Origin of the sequence: Photorhabdus sp. RM71S (assembly GCF_042879355.1) — a bacterium.
GTDB classification, from domain to species: Bacteria; Pseudomonadota; Gammaproteobacteria; order Enterobacterales; family Enterobacteriaceae; genus Photorhabdus; species Photorhabdus kayaii.
Genome location: NZ_JBHFKV010000015.1, coordinates 53,951 through 70,974 on the forward strand (window position 1 = coordinate 53,951; position 17,024 = coordinate 70,974).

Sequence of the window (17,024 nt, forward strand, 5' to 3'; positions counted from 1 at the left end):
CAAAAATAATGGTCAAGTCTCAACCGGCACTGAGATACATTACGCGGCTGATACCCGCGCTGTTCGTAGCGATCACCTTATCCGCGTGCAGCTCACCAGATTCATCAAGGTTTCGTAACACACAAACTGATACGCATGCAGTAAATGGTAAGAACGGCTTCTTACTTCAAGCGTCTCAGGATGAATTCGAAGCACTCGTTCGCAATCTGGACATAAAATCCAAAATTCTTAGCCAATACAATGGCTGGAAAGGGGTTGCCTATCGACTCGGTGGCGATACTAAACGCGGTATAGATTGTTCTGCCTTTGTTCAACGTACTTTCCGTGACCAGTTTGGCATGGAACTACCACGTTCAACATTTGAACAACAAAATATTGGCAAAAAAATCGACCGTTCAAGATTACGCCCTGGCGATTTAGTTTTATTTAAGACAGGTGCCCGTACCAGGCATATTGGCATCTATGTTGGCAATGACCAATTTGTTCATGCCTCTACTAGCAATGGTGTAATCGTTTCCAGGTTAAGCAGTACATACTGGAGCAAACGTTATTATGGTGGTCGCCGGGTCATCAGCAATAGTATGGCACCTAACGGCTAAAAATTTTTCCCTTACCCCCTTGCCCGCAAAAAAGCGCTCCCATTAAAGGAAGCGCTTTTCGCGTTTATACCCGCTATCTTTCAAATTGCCTCTTTATTGGCTGCACTCACTCATCCCGGTCACATAGTTATCTATGCTCTATGCCCCTGGGGATTCGCTTCCTTGCCGTCACGATGCATCTTGAAATCCATAGGGTATATATCAAAATGGATAAAGCGCTGTTATCTTTTCAGCAATGGCAGCGCCAAGTGTCTTCAAACGACACATAACCGCACTTTCGTCTTCACTATTAATAAATAAGCACGGCTGACCTTCCAACTCAATCACAGTGCTTCCAATTTGCATATCAGCAAGTGATTGCTGTAATTTTTGCATAATATTCCACGCAGCCCCGTCTTCGTGGCTGAGTAACTTCAACCCCATCAGGCTGCTTTCTGCATTCACTTCATCAACCGGAAGCGGCTCAACTTTGATACCCACAAAACCGGGTGACCACTTGTAACTTTGCGGCAGCCGATGTACTACCGAAAGCTGAATATTATTCACGAATCATTCCTACCTGAAAGAACATAGATACAAAAGTTAAAGTTAGCGGCTATCTTCAGGTGTTCTACTCGCCAAAACCGAATAACTAACCCCCAAAAAAGGTAAACGAAAAGTTAAATTTGTGTTTATAGTATTACATTAATTCCAAATTTCACCTTAGAAAAAGTGAGATCAATCTCTCATTTCTCATATATTTATACTTTTTTTAAAGAAAACTCAACTAATTTTTATGCAAAAACCCAACTTTATGTTTAATGATTGTTTACATATTTTATTTTTTCAACTCAACACTTTAACATAAAAATCAAATAAGAACTGTAAAAACAAATAGATAACAATGTGTTTTATAAGGTATAATTAATGACAACCTAATGATAACGCCGTTTAATTTTTGTTAATTTAACAAAAATACAACAATGACTTATAATCACTATCAATGCATCAATAACAATTTATTCACACGGCAAAACATTTCGGAATTTCCTTATAGTAAAAAGTTAGCTTCTCAGCTCAACAGGAATATAAAAATCAACAAATACGCAACAGCAATAATAAAAAAATAAACTCCCCTTGCCGTCGCGATGCATCTTGAAATCCATAGGGTATATTATGCATAACCAATTTTTCAATTTTCCTGAATATTCAGGAAAAACATTCTCTTTACTGACATTATCGTTTTTAATGATAATGTTAGTAATACAGAAAATGCAGCTAATACTACAAAGCTATTACAACCTCGTTACTTAACGGCAAATCTTAGAATAACAAAAAATAGCATAATTTTCTGTTCTAATTGGTTATCTTTAATAAATAAGATTAAATCTTACCCCTGTCAATCAAGAATATATCAACGAAAGTAGACATATATTTTAGAATAAAAAAATTTCTCAAAAATCTCACATAAAATTATAACTAGACAACATCATCAAAAATATTTTTCGCTTACCCTAATTTTCTTTTGAAGGAAAAGGCTGCACATGAAAACAGCCTTCTGTTTTTATTTATCGCCGCTTTTTTGCGTATATAATAAGCAACACAGCCAAAGTAACAGATAAAACCATAGAACCAACCATTGGCCAGGCATTACGTGCAGGTAACATAGCAAGTAATATACCAACCAAAGCACTAATACCAAAACGAACTGTACCTGCCAATGAAGATACAGTTCCGGCCATATGTGGATAATCATCTAAAACCACTGCCATGACATTGGATGTAATCATTGCAATACCACATACATAAGCTGCAATACCGATGACCAGAGCAATAAAGCCAAAATCGAGCGCGGTAGACAGTAACAACCAGATCCCCATCATAAACTGCACACTCAAACCAAAATACATCATCTTCAACGCACCAAAACGCCGGACATAGCGACTATTTATTGTCGTCATCACAAACAGAAATACGATGTTAAGCGCAAAGTAATAACCAAAGTTCTGGGGCGAAACACCATTCAACTCAATATAAACAAATGGCCCTGCACTGAGAAAAGAGAACATTCCTGCAAATGAAAAACCGCTGGCAAGCATGTAGCAAAATACACGACGCTGGCGAAATAACATAATAAACTGGCTTACGGTTGTACGAAGATGAAATTTTTGTCTTTTTTCTTTTGGCAACGTCTCTCTTATAAAGAAAGCGACAAGGAATACAGCAATAACAGAAGCCACCGCAATACTCCAGAAAATCGCATGCCAGGTGAACCAAATCATTATCATGCCACCAAGAATTGGAGCAATTAATGGGGCAATAGTCATTACCAATATCACAAAAGACATGCTACGCGAGAATTCGTCTTTGGTGAACAGATCTCGCATTAGCGCATTAATGACAACACCCGCTGCGGCGGCGGAGAATCCATGCAAAAAGCGCATATAAATAAAATCATCGATATTCTGAACCATTGCACACGCAGCTGAAGCTAGAGCAAATACAGTAACCCCACCCAGAATAACCGGCTTACGCCCCAAACTGTCAGCCATTGGACCATATACCATCTGACCGATGGCAAAACCAAGAATATAACTGCTCAGCGTCATCTGAACCTGTCCGTTATCTACACCGAAATCCTCGGCAACAGTCGGCAAACTCGGCAAATACATATCAATGGCAAGGGGCATTAACATAGAAAGTAGCCCAAGGATTAAAATCAGTCCCAAATAGGATGATCGTTGTTGTTGCACGTATATTGCTCCAATAATTTAAAATAATTAACTAAAACCAGAATTAAAGAAGAGTGACACTGGCAATTTCTTGCTCAGTTAATGATCGGTACTCTCCTGGCTCCAGTTCAGGAGCTAAAATGATTTCACCGATTCGCTCACGATGAAGCGAGGTTACCCGATTACCTACCGCTGCAAACATACGTTTTACCTGATGATAACGCCCTTCACTAATCGTCAGACGGGCTACTTGAGGCTCCAGAATTTCCAGCTGGGCAGGTTTTGTCACTGTTTTTTCACCATTAAGTTGCACACCTGCAAGAAATTTATCTGCCGTCTCTGCTGCAACTGGACATTCAAGTGTGACTAGATATGTTTTTTTACAATGATGTTTCGGGGAAGTAATACGGTGAGACCATTGGCCATCATCAGTTAACAAAACCAGACCCGTAGTATCCATATCCAACCTACCCGCAGTATGTAATTTATGCGCTACCGGCTCATCAATAAAATAGAGCACCGTTGGATTTATCGGATCATCGGTGGAACAGACATACCCCTGTGGTTTATTTAGCATAAAATAACGAGGCCCTTGCTGCTGTTCCAATAATGAACCATCAAACATGACCTGTTGCTCTGGAGTTAATTTATAAGCTCCCGTTTTTACAATCTCATCATCAACAGTGATACGCCCCGCACGCAACTCGCGCCCTACGTCATTCCGGCTGATACCAAGCTGTTGTGACAAAAATTTATCCAATCGCATGGATGAAGACACCTATATTAATTAATTTAAAAATGAACGTGATCCTCTACTATTTTGGCACTACCTCGGCACTACAACACCGAACCACCAAAAAAGAAGATGTGAAATGAACCCAAAAGATTTCAAAGCTAATCATAACTATGTTTACTATAAACAACAATTATCTATTTGTTATAACCAGTTATAGTTTCACACAATCAGATAATTATCTTACCTTGACTTCCGCCCACAGCAAATTGATAAGAAAAATGTTACTCTTTTACGAATATTTTTCTGTTGCGGAACGATTATGATTTTTACTTTACGTCCCTATCAGCAAGAAGCCGTGGATGCCACTATTAATCATTTCCGGCACCATCATGAGCCTGCGGTCATTGTATTACCAACTGGAGCAGGTAAAAGCCTAGTTATTGCTGAACTAGCAAAGTTAGCTCATGGGAAAGTATTAGTATTAGCGCATGTAAAAGAATTAGTTGCACAGAACTACAGCAAATATTGCGCATACGGTTTACCAGCAGATATTTTTTCCGCGGGATTGCAGCAGAAGCAAAGCACAGGCAAGGTGGTGTTTGGCAGTGTACAATCTGTTGCCCGTAATCTTGAATATTTTGACAATCAATTCTCTTTGCTGATAATTGATGAATGCCACCGTATTAGTGATGATGAAAACAGCCAATATCAGCAAATTATTCATCACCTTCGGCAAAATAACCCGCAGCTACGTATTCTTGGCTTAACAGCAACACCCTACAGACTGGCTATCGGCTGGATATATCAATATCACTATCACGGGATGATCCGTGGTGATGAAAACTGTTTTTTCCGTGATTGCATCTATGAATTGCCCCTGCGTTATATGATTAAACACGGTTTCCTGGTGCCCCCAAAGCGGCTAGACATGCCAGTTATGCAATATGATTTCAGTCAAGTCCGCTCCAGTCAGCAAGGTATCTTCAATAAAACTGATTTAAATCACGAAATTAAACGACAAAAACGCATCACGCCTCATATTATAAAACAAGTCATTGAATATTCCGCTGATCGCAAAGGCGTTATGCTTTTTGCTGCAACTGTCGAACATGCCAAAGAAATTTTTCAATTACTCCCTTCCGGCCAAGCTGCATTAGTCAGCGCCGATACATCAACCGCTGATCGTGATCTATTTATCGAAGCCTTTAAAACTCAGCAATTGCGCTATATGGTTAACGTCGCTGTATTGACAACTGGATTTGACGCTCCCCATGTTGATCTGATAGCTATTTTGCGCCCTACTGAATCCGTCAGTTTATATCAGCAAATTATCGGTCGGGGTTTACGATTATTTCCCGGCAAAAAAGATTGCCTAATTCTCGATTATGCAGGAAATCCTCACGATCTCTACACACCAGAAGTTGGCAGCAATAAACCGGATAAACAGAGCCAACCGGTTCAAGTATTCTGCCCTATCTGTAACTTCGCTAATCTATTTTGGGGAAAATGCACCTCCGACGGTGAAATTATTGAACACTTCGGCCGCCGCTGTCAGGGTTGGGAAAAGGATCAATGCGGCAAACGCCATCAATGTGAGTTCCGCTTTCGTTTTAAACTCTGCCCTCATTGCAATGCAGAAAATGATATTGCAGCGCGGCGTTGCCACAGTTGCCAGGAAGTGCTGGTTGATCCCGACGATATGTTGAAAGCCGCATTGAAGCTCAAAGATGCACTGGTACTACGTTGTGGTGGCATGCAACTCATCTCTGAAACTGACAGTAAAGGCGAATGTCTGAAAATCATCTATTACGATGAAGATGGTGCTGATGTTTCGGAACGCTTTCGGCTGACAACCCCTGCCCAACGACTAGCCTTTGAGCACCAATTTCTCCGTCAGCATCAACGTGCCCCGGCAATACCTTTTGACTGGAAAACCGCCTCAGATATCGTTCGCCGGCAATCTTTATTACGCCATCCAGATTTTGTTGTCGCCCGTAAAAAAGGCCGATTCTGGCAAATTCGTGAAAAGATCTTTAATTACCAAGGGCGTTTTCGACGAGCAGATGAATTGTATTAAAATGAATTGTATTAATAGGTTCAGATTAACCTATTCCATTTGCTGTAACTGCCATTTTTCGCTAGAATGCCGCCCGCTTAACACGGTGTTACTATGTTAAATGTTAAGCCAAATCTCGAACCTGCCGCTGGGTCGCCTGTAGCAGGATTTATTTTCTTCTTGAAGAGAAAAAATAATGTTTACTATTAATGCAGAAGTACGTAAAGAGCAGGGCAAAGGTGCGAGCCGCCGCCTGCGCAGAACTAACAAGTTCCCAGCTATCGTATACGGTGGCAACCAAGAGCCAGTTTCTATTGAACTGAATCATGATCTGGTTATCAATATGGAACACCAAGCTGAATTTTATAGCGAAGTTCTGACCTTGGTTATCGACGGTAAAGAGACTAAAGTTAAAGTGCAGGCTGTACAGCGCCATCCGTTTAAGCCAAAACTGGCGCACATTGACTTCCTGCGTGCTTAATTAGCCACAGCCGAGCTTTTCGGGACGCCGAGTAAATAACGCCGCATTTGCGGCGTTATTTATTTCTTAGCATCAATGACCACCACTATGACGCTGTAACTGATCTCGTAAATTTGGCGGCGTGCCTTTAATAGTTAAAGTATCCGTTGCCGGATCCCAAAAAATTCTTTCACCAAATAACATCGCATCAAAATTGATTGTTAATCCGCCACCACTACCGGCAAATTTAGTCAACTGGCGTAACGTACTGCGATCTGCTGGGAAACTCTCTTCCAGCTCATATCCTTGTTCCTGAGAAAACTGCTGAAAATTCTGTTCTCCAAACGAGGGTAATGCCTGAGACAACGCCTTAATTTCTATTTCCTCTCCCGCCTGCAATTGTTCATTACAATAGCTGTATACTTGCTGACGATAGGCTTGACGCTCATTCTTATCAAGCTCACCAGATTCACAATAATCATCAACTGCTTGTAGCAATCCTTTATTCTGAACTTTAGCATTCATACCTTCACTAGCAGCGAGAAAATCCATAAAGAAATCTGAAACTTTACGCCCTACTCGACCTTTCAGGAATGTTAAATAACGGCTTGATTCAGGATTAGCTTCCCACTCCGTCAAATCTATACGAGCAACAATATCAGCATGAGGAATATCCAGATAATGCGTAGTATTTAAATCCAGATTATCGTTAACAGACATACTGTTACAGCTATTAAGTACGGCAATCAATAAATACTCTACTGCCAGATAGCGATACTGACAAAACAGGACCGTCCCTCCCTCGGCAAACGGATATTTTGCCAGTTCATCCCTCAAACGTGCCATTGCTGCACGACTGAACCCAAGAAAATCTTCATCACCTTTACGCTGATGTCTGAGTGCTTCTGCCAATTCACTTTCTTCATTAAATAAGCCGTAAGCTTTACTTTTTGCGCTGTATACTCGGTGTAATTCAGCCATCATATCTTCCACCACTTGATCGGTGGCGAGCAAAGAATCACGCAACACGACATCTAATGTCTGTTCATCACGCTTGATTAATTGATGCAAGGCAATCTGGTCTATTTGCAGACTCATTCTTTCTACTCCTTTCGGCTGACTTCACGCATTTTTAAACACGCATTCAAACACCGATAACAAACGACTGCAATAAAAAAACCCCAAAAGAAAATAACATTTCATCATCTGCCACCAACTATAATTTGCTGACAGATATCAAAAAATTGCTAAAAATAGGCTATTACTGCAACATAATCTTAACCGTAAATTAATTTGCCACAAAAGAGCAGAAAATCACGCATCTATACGGTAAGATAATGTGCTTTGTTAGTTTAGGAAGTTTAAATCTATGCCACAGTCATCTCGTTACAGTGACGAACACGTTGAACGTTTATTAACAGAACTCGTCAGTGTTCTGGAAAGAAACCGTACCCCGACAGACCTTTCTCTAATGGTGCTGGGCAATATGGTGACAAATTTAATCAATACGAGTATATCTCCTGCACAGCGCAGACATATTGCTGACTCGTTTGCACACGCGCTTAAATCTTCTGTAAACGAAGATAAAGCCCATTAATTTTTAACTAAAGACCACAACGTAAACAAAATATGGTGACTAGCCGTCAGCGTTATCGTGAAAAAGTTTCCCAGATGATTAGCTGGGGGCACTGGTTTGCCCTGTTTAACATCCTGCTCAGTCTTGGACTGGGTAGTCGTTATCTGTTTGTTTCTGACTGGCCGGGTTCACTATTCGGTCGTGTTTATGCTCTGGCTAGTTGGCTGGGGCACTTTAGTTTTATTGTTTTTGCTGCTTATTTGCTGGTTCTGTTTCCACTGACATTTATTTCCATGTCGCAGCGCCTGCTCAGGTTTCTTTCAGCCATTTTCGCTACTGCCGGACTGACACTGTTAATATTCGATATTGCCATATACAACCGTTTCCACCTTCACCTTACACCTTTAGTTTGGGATTTAGTCATCAATCCTGATCAAGGGGAACTGGCGCGAGAATGGCAGCTAATGTTCATCTGTATCCCGGTCATTTTTCTGATACAGATGTTATTTGGCACCTGGAGTTGGCAGAAACTACGCAGCCTGAATCGGCAACGATTTGGTAAGCCACTGGCTGCTGTCCTTATTTTGGCCTTTGTCGCTTCCCATCTGATGTATATCTGGGCTGACGCTAATTTTTATCGTCCGATCACCATGCAACGTTCCAACCTACCGCTCTCCTATCCAATGACAGCGCGTAAATTTCTTGAAAAACATGGTTTGCTGGATCAACAAGAATATCAGCGCCGCCTTATGCAACAGGGTGATCCTGCTGCGCTGACAGTGGAATATCCACTTAATGATCTGACTTATCTGAATAAAGGAAGCGGATACAATCTGTTAATACTGGTAGCTGATAAGCTGGATAATGAAGATATTACCGAGAATATGCCTGTGCTCTCTCATTTCAGAGAAACCAACATTCAGTTTAATCAACATTTCAGCACCGGGATTCAAAATGATACTGCCTTATTCGGGTTGTTTTATGGCATTTCTTCTGGTTATCTGGATGGAATACTGGCTGGACGTAAATCATCAGCGCTGATTAATGCCCTGACTCATCACGGATATCAATTTGGCCTATTCTCTTCCGTGGGATTTGACACTCCGCTTTATCGTCATGCATTACTTTCCGACTATTCATTACCTATTGAGGTCAACCAAAGCAACCAACTCACCATCGAACAATGGCAGCAATGGCTGAATTTACCCAATACTAACGCTCCTTGGTTCTCCTTCTTGAGGCTAAGTGGCTTGGATAAAGCAGATGCAGTAGGAAATGCCGCAGCTTTTGATGGTCAGATTAATACTGTACTAGAGACACTAAAAAACAAAAATGCACTGAACAATACGGTCATTGTTATTACCGCTGAACACAGTGAACTTGCCGCGACACATCCACCTAAGTGGATAAATAATGGCAGATTCAATCGTGCTCAAATGCATGTTCCACTGCTGATTCATTGGCCAGGAACACCATCACAGACAATTAGTAAACTGACAAGCCATCAGGACATCATGACAACATTAATGCAACGTTTGTTGCACGTCAGCAATTCTCCTGATGATTATTCTCAAGGCGAAGATCTATTTGCAGCACAGCGTGATAACCCGTGGATAATTACCGGTGATGATGGTTCCTTAATCATCACAACCAGTGAAAACACCTTGTTCTTGGATAAAAATGGTGACTATCACCTATATGACCTGGAAGGCAACGAAATCAAAGATGCTAAACCCAATCTGGCACAACTGTTACAGATACTAACCGAGGTTAAACATTTTATAGCCAACTAAATGCTTAAAAATCAATCGGTCACAAAATTCAGTGCTTGCTTTTAGATAAAAAATCAGTACCATAATAGGAATTATCGGCATGTAGCGCAGCTTGGTAGCGCACCGTCATGGGGTGTCGGGGGTCGTAGGTTCAAATCCTATCATGCCGACCAAATTTCCCTAGAAAAACCAACCTCTTATGGTTGGTTTTTTTATGGCTGGGATTTGGCTCTGGTAAAATTTTGGTAAAACTCTGGTAAAACCCCAACTTCAAATCTGGTATTTATAGCTACTGATAAGCCAGCTTTTCTTACCTAAAAATATAAGTTTATCTAATTATTCCTCTTCACTTCGGCACCTCTGGCCATTCCACATCAGGCGCTTGATTAACATCTACACGCGTAAGCAATACTCTGTACTTCTTCCATTCGAGTAGAGCGGCTTTCTCTGAGTCAGTAGCAACTTCTAAGTCAACAGAGTCTTGTAGCAATGAGAGTGTTTCATTTGCTTGTTGTAACAGTGCTGCTTGTTGTTGCTTCGCTTCATTAATCTGATGAGATTTGAGAAGGTCTTTATCAACTACCCATTCTTTGCCGTTCCATGTATCGAAATCTGTGGGAGGCTTCTTGAAGGTTAGGGTATCCGGCAGTTCACCGATTTCAGTGACTTCTTGCGGAGCGCGAGTTAACGTGTCGTAAGCTGTTTTGCCACGGTAATCCGGGAGGATTTGCCAGCACTTACCGTCTTCACTGCGACAAACGGCCACATCGTGAGAATCGGGAAGCTTTGGCGCATCGGGATAAGCACCGGCTGATAGACTGACACCGAGCATCACATACTCAATATCTGAAACTGTGAATTCTCTCGTTATCTGATTCGAGTGATAAACCTTTATCCAGCCTGCCTGAATTGCCAATCCGTCTTTACCCAATACGGCTGTTTCGTGTTCTAAAGAGTACTTTTGTTCTGTCATTATGCTGCTCTCACTATGTAGTTAAATGCAACGTTGCGGGGGCGGGTTTCGTCACCGCCCGCTAGTGATGTTGTGCTGTCGATATATAAAAAACCATTATTATCTCTGTCTGTACCAGCAGACCCAGTGTTGCCGTTATACCCTGTCGGAGTCGTTTCTTTATTGTTAGCATAGTGAAGGCTCCCCAGTGCTTCGATATAATATCTGTCGCGATAGTTATGATTATGCTTTACGAGTCCTTCCCCCTGCCACGACCCACACACCCTACCCGGATCTACCCCTCGGCTATCATCCCAACCACGAATAAATTCGCCCCTTAAATCAGGTACTCTACCGGCAGGATAAGCTTCAGCTAATTTTGGATATAGAGATTTATTAAATGATTGGCCGTTACACGTAAGATAACCTGCGGGTGTGTAGCGGTGTGGATATGGGAGCGGGACGCCGACAGGGCAACCACCCATTGCACCGCCAGCCACAGTTCCATTCGAGTTTAAAAAATACGCATATAAAAGTCCGTTCGCTGTGATGTATATTTGACCCACATCTGAAGACTGCCCGATATTGATCCCTTTTGCCCAATATGCACCTCTTTCACCAGAAAACGGTCCGATAAATCCTCGGCCGGGGATGCTGTTAACTGAAATAGCGGCGGGGAAAGCCCCCACATCCCCCGCATTCAAACTGATATCCCCGGTCAGCGCCTTACCGTTCACTTTCCGGCTGCTCGGTACGGCATTATTCGCCTTATTCACCGTCTCCACCAATCCGAGGTTTTTCACAAACTCACTTTTATTAGGGATGTCGGCGCCGTTTTGGTTTTTTGCAAGTTTGCTATTGGCGTTGTCGTTGACAGTCTTAAGCGCTGTATTTGTAGCGTAGTCTCCCTTGTCTTGCTTTGTGTTTAAAGCGTCAGTCACGGCTTTCTGACTCATCACTTGAGTTGTAGATTGACCCACAGCTTGTAATACATCTGACTTATTGAGTTTTTTATTAAGATTATCGATAAGAGATGATGTATTTACCAATTTCCATGCTGCATTCACCTGATCTTGTGTAGCTATGTTGAAATTAATCTTATTATTATCAATGAGGCTCTGGTATTCCTTCAACTCATCGTCAGATTGAAGTATTGCTCCTTTTGAGTAACCGCCTATTTGTTCTGTGTATTCTGTCGAAAACTTGAATTTACCGCCTTTCGATAAATGGACTATATTTTCAGAAATTTGATTTAAAATTCCGTTGAAATCCCTTCCGCTAGGAGGTAAACCACCCGCAGTAACAGGCAGCATGGTGATTGGCGGAAAGCCAACGTCCCATGTAGCTTTCTGATTTGCCAACTCAGAGGTGTGAGTTGCGGGAATGTCATCTTTCTGCCCGTCTTTTGCGAAGGGCATTGGAATTAAATTTGGATTTTTCATTTCTCACCTATTAAGCGAATGGCGCTTGTCCGAATGGTTGAAAACCTGTACCGAAAAAACCGAAATAATCTGATGTGGGTATTTCCTTAATACTGATTTGAACGCCGGATGGTCTTGGTAGGATGTTGTGACGGTGTATTAGGTTTTTTTCAAACCCAGATAATCTGTATTCAAAAACATATCTTGCCATCATATGCCCTGTAATCAAATAATACGATCTTCCACCCTTAAATGCTGTTTTTAAGAATTTATTAATATTATGTGCCGTGGCGTATAATATGTTTGAATAAGCTTTAATCATGACAATATCTTTGAAAGTTGCATCATCCATCATATAAGACACCTCACTATTTTCTCCCCCATAAAAAGGAGCCTGATTGAACGGAAGATACTTTTCCGTTTCATTGAATCCGAAATAATCGACATTTGGATCTGGGATAGAGATAGTCCGATTTATGCCTACTATTCTTCCCCAGATATCAAGACCAAACCCTTTTGCTGTCAGAACATTCACAGCCAGGTTGTAGAATTCAGTAGCATTTGTTCTCGGATCTACAGTCTCATTAACTGATTTCAATATTGAGCAAATTATTGGGCTATTAGCATACTGGCTAAGTAATGTTTCCCTGATATCTTGCATCACTCAATCCTTATATCGTCAACAGATAGTACCGGAAATTCGTCAATACCAAACTCAAGATAATTGACTGCACTCCCCATTTTTCTCGCAACCTGAATTGAAATAAGCCTCTCAGTTGTAGACTGAGCGACCACGCAAATATAATCGCTTGCGAGCAGCTTTTTAGCTATTTGTCCCTTACCTCTTCCGGTTTCAAATTCATTCAGTACCGCATTTCTAATGGCTTCTTTATCTTGGTGCGTGAGTTTCAACTTATCTTCAAATGTGATAATAAACTCGACAGGAATGTGATTTGGTCTGATAAATTTAATGTCATAAATAGGTGGCATGTAAGGGAAGTTTTCTTTATCCTCATAAATAACTGTAGTATTTCCCACGAATGAACACCCCGTTCCCGCCTTAATGAGGATTTGTTTTGCGATCTCGTGATCATCACCACCTACCACCGACACAGCAATTGAGTTACGTATCAACGGGTAGTTTGTTTTACCTACATTAATAGTTCCATCTGTTGGATTATCAATAACATAACAATCAATCACACCCTTAACGTTCGCTACTGCGCCATAAGTTGACGCGTTGGTATTTTTCGCGTTTACAGCGACAGATTGCTGACGGCGTAATTCAAACTCTTGCCGAGTTTCTTCATCTTTACCAACAATGGCCGCACTTTTATTCGTAACCGAATCCAAGCCATTAATATTTTTAACAATGCGATTAATGGTTTTTGCAGATGCACCAACTTTTCCGGCAACATCACAATAAACACTGACAGTTATCAGTCCATCATCACCTATTTTTGCTTCTACCTGTGTGCTCCATGTTTTCCCTGAGTCATCAGCCACTTGAAAACCGACCGGAATAACGGTATTTGCCAGCCCGTTAATCGTAATTTCGGCAACTGATTTAGTTGCTTGATGACGCTGGAGAAAATAGATATAGGCCAAAGCATCTTGCATCATGCCGTCAGCATATCGCGGATCAAAACCGTTCAAAAGATTAACAAGATAGTTACGCTCATCTGTGATAATTGCCGTTAGCGCTGTTACTAGTTGTCCCTGTGGCGTATCCATTGATTTGTTGATTTTATCACCAAAACATTCCTGCATTAGTTGCCACAAGCCATCTATAACTTCTTGGGTTGAAGGCGTCAATATGCCTTTCTGCGTGATTCTTAATGCAGGGATCATAATTCTATTACCCCTTTTCTCCCGTCAATATCAATGAATATGATCCTGCCTTTCACTACCCGGTCATTTGCCGTGCTGAGTTCCGCCTTTACAGAAATAACCCCATCAACGGACATTGCAGCATCCTCGATATATTTTCTGTACATTGCCAGGGAGTAACGATTTTTACCGAATATCTGCTCTAAGTAAGGAATACCCTCATCTTGCGAGTAATACATATCACTCAGGAATACACGACACTTATTAGCTACTGACTGCGCTCTGGCATACTGATCTGAAGCAATAGCAAGATTCCCCGCCGCATCGAGAGTTAAATCCCATGTGGCAGGCATTAAAAACAATGTCCGCATAGTTAAGCCTTTTGGTTAGGTGGGCTGGTATTTGAGCCTTGTCCGTTCTCGTGGTGTGTATGGCTGTTATAGAGCGATCTCATGCCCGCCATAGACTGAGAATTAATCGCGGTATTATCGGTGATATCACTTTGAGCCTGAATAGTGCTCGTAGCTTTTACTGGTGCGTCAAGTTCAATCTCAGAGCCTTTAATCGTCACTTTACCAGGTGAAACAATATCAATGCCACCATCCTTAAAGTGCACGAACTGGCTAGGTGTGCCATTAAGCAAGCCTCCGATATAAAGACTATCCGACAGGTCAAATTTGCGTTTACTGCCTGGAGGCGCAGAACCTTTTACTCGCTTCACTTTGGAGATATCCCGACTGGCAGTAAAGCAGAAACCCAAGTCACCCACCTTAGGATCAAGAATGACAGCATTCTTGCCGCCCTGATACCGAAAATAGGGCACGTTATAGATAGTGGCGTTATCGTAGGTATTTCCTGCTCCGTCTACTTGTAGCACCAAAGGCAGAATATCGACATACCCAACAGGATTCACCCCACCATTTTTTACTTTGGTCACCCTGCATATCGTTACCGTACCCATCCGACCAATGAGCGACCAAATAATGGCCTCTTGGGTCATGGCTCCGCCTGCTGTTACCTGTGGGTCATATAGTGATATTTGTTCTTCATTTCTTGATTGCGGCATAATTATCACCCCTCCGGCTGGCTGCAACTTCCATGAACCACTGAGCGGAGTCTTGTTCTGTCTCCAAAATCGTCCTGATGCCATAGACCAGCCAGTCACCATTACAGATAGATATCTGGCTGCCAGTAATGCGAACAATGCCCCCGAACCTTACTAAAGGGTCGTAAAAACATTTAAACTGAACGCCGATCATTGTGGGGGCCGGATAACTGATTAATCCTGTTTCAGGCGAAATAACAGGAATTTTCAATGTCCGGGGCTGGCCTTTCTTGGTCACACTGATTGTATTACTTTCGATGTATAAGTTCAGGTTGGCAGCCTCTGCCAACCACTTAACTTTTTCTATATCCGTATTGCATAGATATACATTAGATAGTTTTTCACTGACACCATTGGGATCAAGCGAATATCCCATACGTTTACAGATGTTACCCATGATATTGACAACATCATGCTCACCCTCATAACTCTCAGCATCTGTTGGCGTCATCTTCTCCAGAACAGCCGTCTGAGCTTCAATCACAAGTGCAACATTGGGCGCATCACCGAAATCGGGATAAGCAAAAGTGATCCCGCCCTTAAACGCCTGTGATAGCTCCTCTCCCTGCTCGCCCGTTTCAATTGTCACGTTATTGCGCAGTGCCTTTATATCGTTCCATTTGATGCGTAACAGCTTTTCCATTGTCTCCATCGGCAAACCGTAAGCCTTGATGCGAGCATGGGGAGCAATAGCGCCATTGCCGTAGTTGATTTCGGTATTGATTCTTAACCCAGTTGCTGAGAGTTTGTTTTTGTTATCTGAAGCGAACGATTCGTTTTTGCCCGATAATGTCAGTGTTATCCTGATTACCTTGCGATTAAATTTCATCATTCCATACCAATTTATAGCGGGAACCGAGACCGGAATATTCAGGATCTGAGTTACCCTCAATATCCACAAATATCAGCCATCGGCAGAGATAAGAAAGGTTTCGACAAATACGATTGCAGACCAGGTATTCCCCATTTTTCTGTACCGTGGCGAAAATCTTCCCTAATCTAGACTCTAGAGTTAAATCAATTAAGTCCCCATTAATGGAAAATGAGGTTGTTTGATTGGGGAGCGGCGATAATGCAATCTCGACAATCATTGCGGTAACCCTCCATTAATCCATTGATTAGCCATCTTTACACCCTCATCGAAAAACTTGGCTCCCCAGTCTGTAGCCCATTTAGCCACCCCATCTTCCTTGATCTTTTGGAGTTCGGAACGGTTATCAGGAGCTTTCTGTACTTGAGACTCCACTTTCTGAGTCTGATCGCCTGTATCTTTTTTCTTGGTATCTTCGGGATTCTTGACCTTTTCTTCATCATATTTAACCTTAATCTCTCTAATTTCTTCGAGATGCAGGTTAACTTTAATGAGCGTCGCCCCATCTTTTGCCTCTCTCGCCATGTCATAACCAACAATAGCCGCGTTGGTATAGACAAATTCAGGTGTGACAACATGAAATTTCAGCGTACTTTTTGCCAAAATTTCAATCTGAGACAGAAAAGCACCGCGCTCCAACGTTCCACCACTACCTTTACTTAACTGAACTGTGACTTTGTACGGATCACTGACTTTGTTGTAACTGGCAAATGAGCCGTTTTCTATCGGCGCACTCATAACTCTGAACTGATTTTGGTATTGCAGCGATATTACGTTGTCAGCAAGTAAAAGGGGGACTCCATATTGATTGAAGATCCCCCAATAATTGCCAAATAAAGTGTTAATCAACGCAGCCCCACCGAGACTAATACCAGCGTCCAGCGCGGCATCAGGTATACCTTTCCAATTCGGTATCTCCGGTATTCCAAACATAA

18 protein-coding genes and 1 tRNA gene are annotated in these 17,024 nt (G+C 41.9%); 6 read left to right on the plus strand and 13 right to left on the minus strand.

Annotated features, from left to right (window positions below; all coding sequences use genetic code 11):
• The first annotated feature begins 8 nt into the window (after positions 1-8).
• Entirely contained in the window at positions 9-599 is a 591-nt protein-coding gene (gene mepS / locus ACGF5R_RS10470; protein ID WP_112878520.1) for a bifunctional murein DD-endopeptidase/murein LD-carboxypeptidase, read from the plus strand.
• Positions 600-800: 201 nt separating this feature from the next.
• Here mepS and ACGF5R_RS10475 read toward each other — a convergent pair whose 3' ends face one another.
• The 3 genes from ACGF5R_RS10475 to rsuA form a co-directional block, all read right to left on the minus strand.
• Positions 801-1,145 (minus strand): YejG family protein, encoded by a 345-nt coding sequence (locus ACGF5R_RS10475; protein ID WP_113041925.1) that lies wholly within the window; start codon positions 1,143-1,145, stop codon positions 801-803.
• 1,001 nt (positions 1,146-2,146) lie between these two features.
• Complete coding sequence (locus ACGF5R_RS10480) at positions 2,147-3,331, minus strand: Bcr/CflA family multidrug efflux MFS transporter (RefSeq protein ID WP_112878521.1); 1,185 nt, start codon at positions 3,329-3,331, stop codon at positions 2,147-2,149.
• A gap of 43 nt (positions 3,332-3,374) precedes the next feature.
• Positions 3,375-4,076, minus strand: a complete 702-nt coding sequence (gene rsuA, locus ACGF5R_RS10485; RefSeq protein WP_112878522.1) for a 16S rRNA pseudouridine(516) synthase RsuA — start codon at positions 4,074-4,076, stop codon at positions 3,375-3,377.
• A 289-nt stretch (positions 4,077-4,365) separates the two neighbouring features.
• Here rsuA and ACGF5R_RS10490 point away from each other — a divergent pair, with 289 nt between their 5' ends.
• Both ACGF5R_RS10490 and rplY read left to right on the plus strand, forming a co-directional pair.
• Positions 4,366-6,123, plus strand: coding sequence for a DEAD/DEAH box helicase (locus ACGF5R_RS10490; RefSeq protein WP_112878523.1), 1,758 nt, complete (start codon positions 4,366-4,368; stop codon positions 6,121-6,123).
• Between the two features lie 175 nt (positions 6,124-6,298).
• A complete protein-coding gene (gene rplY / locus ACGF5R_RS10495) occupies positions 6,299-6,583 on the plus strand; it encodes a 50S ribosomal protein L25 (protein ID WP_112878524.1) in 285 nt (94 codons plus the stop codon).
• A 72-nt stretch (positions 6,584-6,655) separates the two neighbouring features.
• On the opposite strand, the gene yejK is transcribed toward rplY, so the two are convergent.
• Complete coding sequence (yejK, locus tag ACGF5R_RS10500; protein ID WP_112878525.1) at positions 6,656-7,660, minus strand: nucleoid-associated protein YejK; 1,005 nt, start codon at positions 7,658-7,660, stop codon at positions 6,656-6,658.
• A 271-nt stretch (positions 7,661-7,931) separates the two neighbouring features.
• Here yejK and ACGF5R_RS10505 point away from each other — a divergent pair, with 271 nt between their 5' ends.
• The 3 genes from ACGF5R_RS10505 to ACGF5R_RS10515 all read left to right on the plus strand — a co-directional run bounded on the left by ACGF5R_RS10505 (position 7,932) and on the right by ACGF5R_RS10515 (position 10,083).
• Entirely contained in the window at positions 7,932-8,159 is a 228-nt protein-coding gene (locus ACGF5R_RS10505; protein WP_011147091.1) for a YejL family protein, read from the plus strand.
• Between the two features lie 32 nt (positions 8,160-8,191).
• Complete coding sequence (yejM, locus tag ACGF5R_RS10510) at positions 8,192-9,931, plus strand: LPS biosynthesis-modulating metalloenzyme YejM (RefSeq protein ID WP_112878526.1); 1,740 nt, start codon at positions 8,192-8,194, stop codon at positions 9,929-9,931.
• A gap of 75 nt (positions 9,932-10,006) precedes the next feature.
• A tRNA-Pro gene (locus tag ACGF5R_RS10515) sits at positions 10,007-10,083 on the plus strand.
• A gap of 173 nt (positions 10,084-10,256) precedes the next feature.
• Here ACGF5R_RS10515 and ACGF5R_RS10520 read toward each other — a convergent pair.
• The 9 genes from ACGF5R_RS10520 to ACGF5R_RS10560 are packed head-to-tail and all read right to left on the minus strand — an operon-like array spanning position 10,257 to position 17,022.
• Positions 10,257-10,883 carry a tail fiber assembly protein gene (locus ACGF5R_RS10520; protein ID WP_387690756.1) on the minus strand — a complete coding sequence of 209 codons (627 nt, stop codon included), beginning with the start codon at positions 10,881-10,883 and terminating at the stop codon, positions 10,257-10,259.
• The gene (locus ACGF5R_RS10525) at positions 10,883-12,304 is read right to left on the minus strand and encodes a phage tail protein (RefSeq protein WP_387690757.1); all 1,422 of its coding nucleotides are present in this window, start codon (positions 12,302-12,304) and stop codon (positions 10,883-10,885) included. Before ACGF5R_RS10525 ends, ACGF5R_RS10520 begins: the two co-directional genes overlap by 1 nt.
• Before the next feature lie 10 nt (positions 12,305-12,314).
• Positions 12,315-12,944: a DUF2612 domain-containing protein gene (locus ACGF5R_RS10530; RefSeq protein WP_387690759.1), complete on the minus strand. Its 630-nt coding sequence runs from the start codon at positions 12,942-12,944 to the stop codon at positions 12,315-12,317.
• The gene (locus tag ACGF5R_RS10535) at positions 12,944-14,134 is read right to left on the minus strand and encodes a baseplate J/gp47 family protein (RefSeq protein ID WP_387690761.1); all 1,191 of its coding nucleotides are present in this window, start codon (positions 14,132-14,134) and stop codon (positions 12,944-12,946) included. Before ACGF5R_RS10535 ends, ACGF5R_RS10530 begins: the two co-directional genes overlap by 1 nt.
• A complete protein-coding gene (locus ACGF5R_RS10540; protein ID WP_387690763.1) occupies positions 14,131-14,466 on the minus strand; it encodes a hypothetical protein in 336 nt (111 codons plus the stop codon). Before ACGF5R_RS10540 ends, ACGF5R_RS10535 begins: the two co-directional genes overlap by 4 nt.
• 20 nt (positions 14,467-14,486) lie before the next feature.
• Entirely contained in the window at positions 14,487-15,179 is a 693-nt protein-coding gene (locus ACGF5R_RS10545) for a phage baseplate protein (protein WP_387690765.1), read from the minus strand.
• Complete coding sequence (locus ACGF5R_RS10550; protein ID WP_387690767.1) at positions 15,160-16,050, minus strand: baseplate hub protein; 891 nt, start codon at positions 16,048-16,050, stop codon at positions 15,160-15,162. Before ACGF5R_RS10550 ends, ACGF5R_RS10545 begins: the two co-directional genes overlap by 20 nt.
• Positions 16,037-16,309, minus strand: a complete 273-nt coding sequence (locus tag ACGF5R_RS10555) for a hypothetical protein (RefSeq protein ID WP_387690769.1) — start codon at positions 16,307-16,309, stop codon at positions 16,037-16,039. The genes ACGF5R_RS10550 and ACGF5R_RS10555 overlap by 14 nt, the downstream gene beginning before the upstream one ends.
• The gene (locus ACGF5R_RS10560; RefSeq protein WP_139655456.1) at positions 16,306-17,022 is read right to left on the minus strand and encodes a phage baseplate protein; all 717 of its coding nucleotides are present in this window, start codon (positions 17,020-17,022) and stop codon (positions 16,306-16,308) included. Before ACGF5R_RS10560 ends, ACGF5R_RS10555 begins: the two co-directional genes overlap by 4 nt.
• Positions 17,023-17,024: the final 2 nt, after the last annotated feature.